The organism is Ectobacillus sp. (assembly GCF_056992975.1).
This window is the reverse complement of the sequence record NZ_JBXKMX010000118.1, coordinates 1-3,162: the sequence shown is the minus strand read 5'-3', so window position 1 is coordinate 3,162 and position 3,162 is coordinate 1. Positions and strand designations below refer to the sequence as shown.

Below are 3,162 nucleotides of genomic sequence, written 5' to 3'. Positions count from 1 at the left end.
AGCAAGGATACCATATACAATATATATACTGCTGCAGCAACTAAAAAAGGAGTTGTAGATGATGAAGTTCCAAGTTGTAATCCCATAATAGGTCCAATAGCAACTCCAGCATTAATCGCTCCATAACGTAAATTAAATATCATCAGTCTATTTTCCGGTTTTGTTAAATCGGATAAAAGGGCGCGAGAGGTAGGCTCAAAAAATGCACGACAAATACCGTTTCCTGCATTTAATAAAAAGAATAAAGCTATATTGTCAGCAAATGCAAATCCAATAAAAACAAACGTCCACACTATGATAGAGCCAATCATTATTTTTTTACGACCATATTTATCAGACAAGCTGCCACCAATAAAGCTAGCAAACACCCCTACTAGCATACTAATGCCAATAATAGCTCCAGTTAGTGATGGAGATACCCCTTTAGTCATCGTCAAATATATTGCAAGAAATGGCATACTCATTGAAGTAGCAAGTCTAGCAAACAAAGTACCAATAATAATATTCCATGCTAGAGGATGGATTTTCACAGTAGCCTGCACACCATTCTCCTTTCTCAAAACTAGTAACAATTCATTTACAACAAGCAAAGTCTCGAAATTTGCAAGGTGTTACATATTTTGTGATATGATTTTGGAAATGTATAGAAACAATGAACCTATTATAACAAGAAAAATGATGGCAAATCGGAGTTTACATTTCCTTTTTTCAAAAATTTTATGAAAGATAGAACCAATTCTTTATTCTCGTAGTCATGAAAAAGACCACTGCAATATTTCAGTGGCCATAATTATCATTCTCTAATGTATAACTATTTAACAAGGTATGAGCCCTGCAATTATGCCTTTCTTACGCAGGAGCGTAATTTTATTCTCGTCATAACCTAGCTTTGATAGCAATTCACTTGTTTGTTCACCAAGGACAGGTGGATTTTTTATTTTCAACATATTATGAGTTCGAACGTAGGGCATCGTAATCATGTGCTTTGTATACGGGGAAACAGCCAGCTCATTAGTTTCATATACAGGGGTTAAGCAACAATCTATTTCAAGAGAAGCTTGCTCCCAGTATGCAAAAGATTTTCCCAGAAAAAATGACTTAATTTCTTCGTATACCCTCTCTCCTTCTATGGCCTTGGCATGTTGCTGTGAAATCCAATCTTCTCGCTCTGCGTAAAGGCAAAAACGTTCCCAAAACTTCAGCTCAACTGCGCCAATCGCAACATATCGTTCGTCAGCCGTTTCATATAAACAATAGGAAACTTCAGTCCCCGCTAGCATATCTAATCCATTATTCTTATTGTATAAATCATATAACATTACATGATTATTCATTAACATAGTTAAACTATCCGTTAGTGATAGATCTAAATAGCATCCTTCATTTGTTCTCTCACGATCAAACAACGCCGCAAGAATACTTTCGCTTACAAGCATGCCTCCAACTTCATCACCAAACGTTATGTTCGGAATAAATGGTTTTCCATTATTCTTTATTTGAGCAAGCACACCGCTAACAGCCATAAAATTCAAATCATGACCTGCTAAATGAGAATGATCATGTTGTTGTCCATAACCAGTGATTGAGGCATAGATGATGTTTTCATTTCGTTTTTTAGCATCCTCATATCCAAGTCCAAGGCGAGACATCGTATTGGGACGAAAACTTTCTATAATCACATCAGCCTTTTCTATTAGTGAAAGGGCTATCTCTGCCCCCTCCTTATCTTTCACATTAATTGCAATACTTTGTTTATTTCGATTATTTGCTGTATAAAGCGCTGTGCTTTCTTTATCGAAACTTCTTGCTAGATCACCAAAAAGTGGTTCAATTTTTATTACAGTTGCTCCTAAATCCGCTAGTCTAAGCGAGGCATAAGGCCCTGGCAAATAATGAGAAAAATCAAGAACTGTTATACCCTTTAGCATCCTACCTACCCCCATATTATAGTAACTATAATCAAAACATATTAGAAAGCGCTTACATTCATATATTGTTATTTATCGTTAACTCTTCCACTATAGGATTAAAAAATCCTTAATATGGTTTAATTATAAAAATAATCCATTACAATAGAAAGAAAAACTCTTCGACATATTCCTGCTTCATTCGAAAAACAGACATCCCCTTATGAGATGTCTGTTGCCAAAGGCTACAACAGAATGGTAAGAGCTGTTTTATCATCGGCACGTATTCCATTTTTTTGCTCTAATACATCTAACATGGAAACGTATCTTTGGATACCATCTTTCCATACGACAGATGCTACCTGTTCCAAAGAAAATGTTGGATGAAACAATCCATCGGAACACACAAACAAAGCCTTCACATCACTGCGCTTTATCGTACCAGTTTGTATATATTCACGAACATTATCCATACCATTTGCAACAGAGTACCCATCTTTTGTATTCGCCATCCATCGATTATATATAAAGCGTCTTCTTTCATCGGCATAATATTTCTCATCAAATCCCCTCTCCACTCTGTTTTTTTGCGCTCTTGCATTTATTCCTTTTACAGTATCTTTCGTTAACAAGACAATCCGATCGTCCACAAATTTCGCCACAATCATGCAGTCTCCAAGCTGTCCATATTGTATAGCAGAATCTCCAATATGTACTCCCGCGAAACAAGTAGACCACAAGTGATGCTTCTTTGTTTGATCAATATTATACTGCATCATTTTGGTAGCAAGAATTTGATTTGCCTGAACCATACATTTCACAATGTCTTCTTCTTGTGTAAGAGATTCAAAATAAGATTGAAAGAGGTGAGATGCCAAATATGCACCATTGTGACCTTTTTCATCTTCGAACGTGACAAGGGGAGTTGCCCCATCACACACTCCGTAGACTTGGATTGTATCGTTACGGACATAAGCATCCTCACATTCCTTTTTGTAAGGACTTTTCTTTTGAAAGAATTTTACTTCCATCCTTTAATCCCCCTTTGAATATGAGTTATATAAAGTTTCCTTACTTTTAAATTCAGGGTATAATCCTTGCTAATTTTCAGATAATTAAAACTAGTAATAATAAACTGTTTTTACACAAATCACGAAAATTCCATTATAATTTTCATAAAATGTTAAGTTTTTCAGCAAAGGATGGGGTTGAATGCGCAATTTTTTTGGTATTATTATCGGTTCTTTATTAGTTG

Annotated in this window: 3 protein-coding genes; all 3 read right to left on the bottom strand. The window is 35.6% G+C overall.

The features are described from left to right. Nucleotides 1–542: MFS transporter (locus AC11ZT_RS06040; protein WP_484058737.1), on the bottom strand; the 542-nt coding region annotated here is incomplete at its 3' end. A 273-nt stretch (nucleotides 543–815) separates the two neighbouring features. Continuing rightward, complete coding sequence (locus AC11ZT_RS06035) at nucleotides 816–1,928, bottom strand: CaiB/BaiF CoA transferase family protein (RefSeq protein ID WP_484058736.1); 1,113 nt, start codon at nucleotides 1,926–1,928, stop codon at nucleotides 816–818. Between the two features lie 224 nt (nucleotides 1,929–2,152). After that, nucleotides 2,153–2,938, bottom strand: coding sequence for a protein phosphatase 2C domain-containing protein (locus AC11ZT_RS06030; protein WP_484058735.1), 786 nt, complete (start codon nucleotides 2,936–2,938; stop codon nucleotides 2,153–2,155). Between the last annotated feature and the right edge of the window lie 224 nt (nucleotides 2,939–3,162).

What these genes read in the sequence shown, in the direction of transcription:
- AC11ZT_RS06035 (WP_484058736.1), bottom strand. Translation starts at nt 1,928, where the DNA reads ATGCTAAAGGGTATAACAGTTCTTGATTTTTCTCATTATTTGCCAGGG.
- AC11ZT_RS06030 (WP_484058735.1), bottom strand. Translation starts at nt 2,938, where the DNA reads ATGGAAGTAAAATTCTTTCAAAAGAAAAGTCCTTACAAAAAGGAATGT.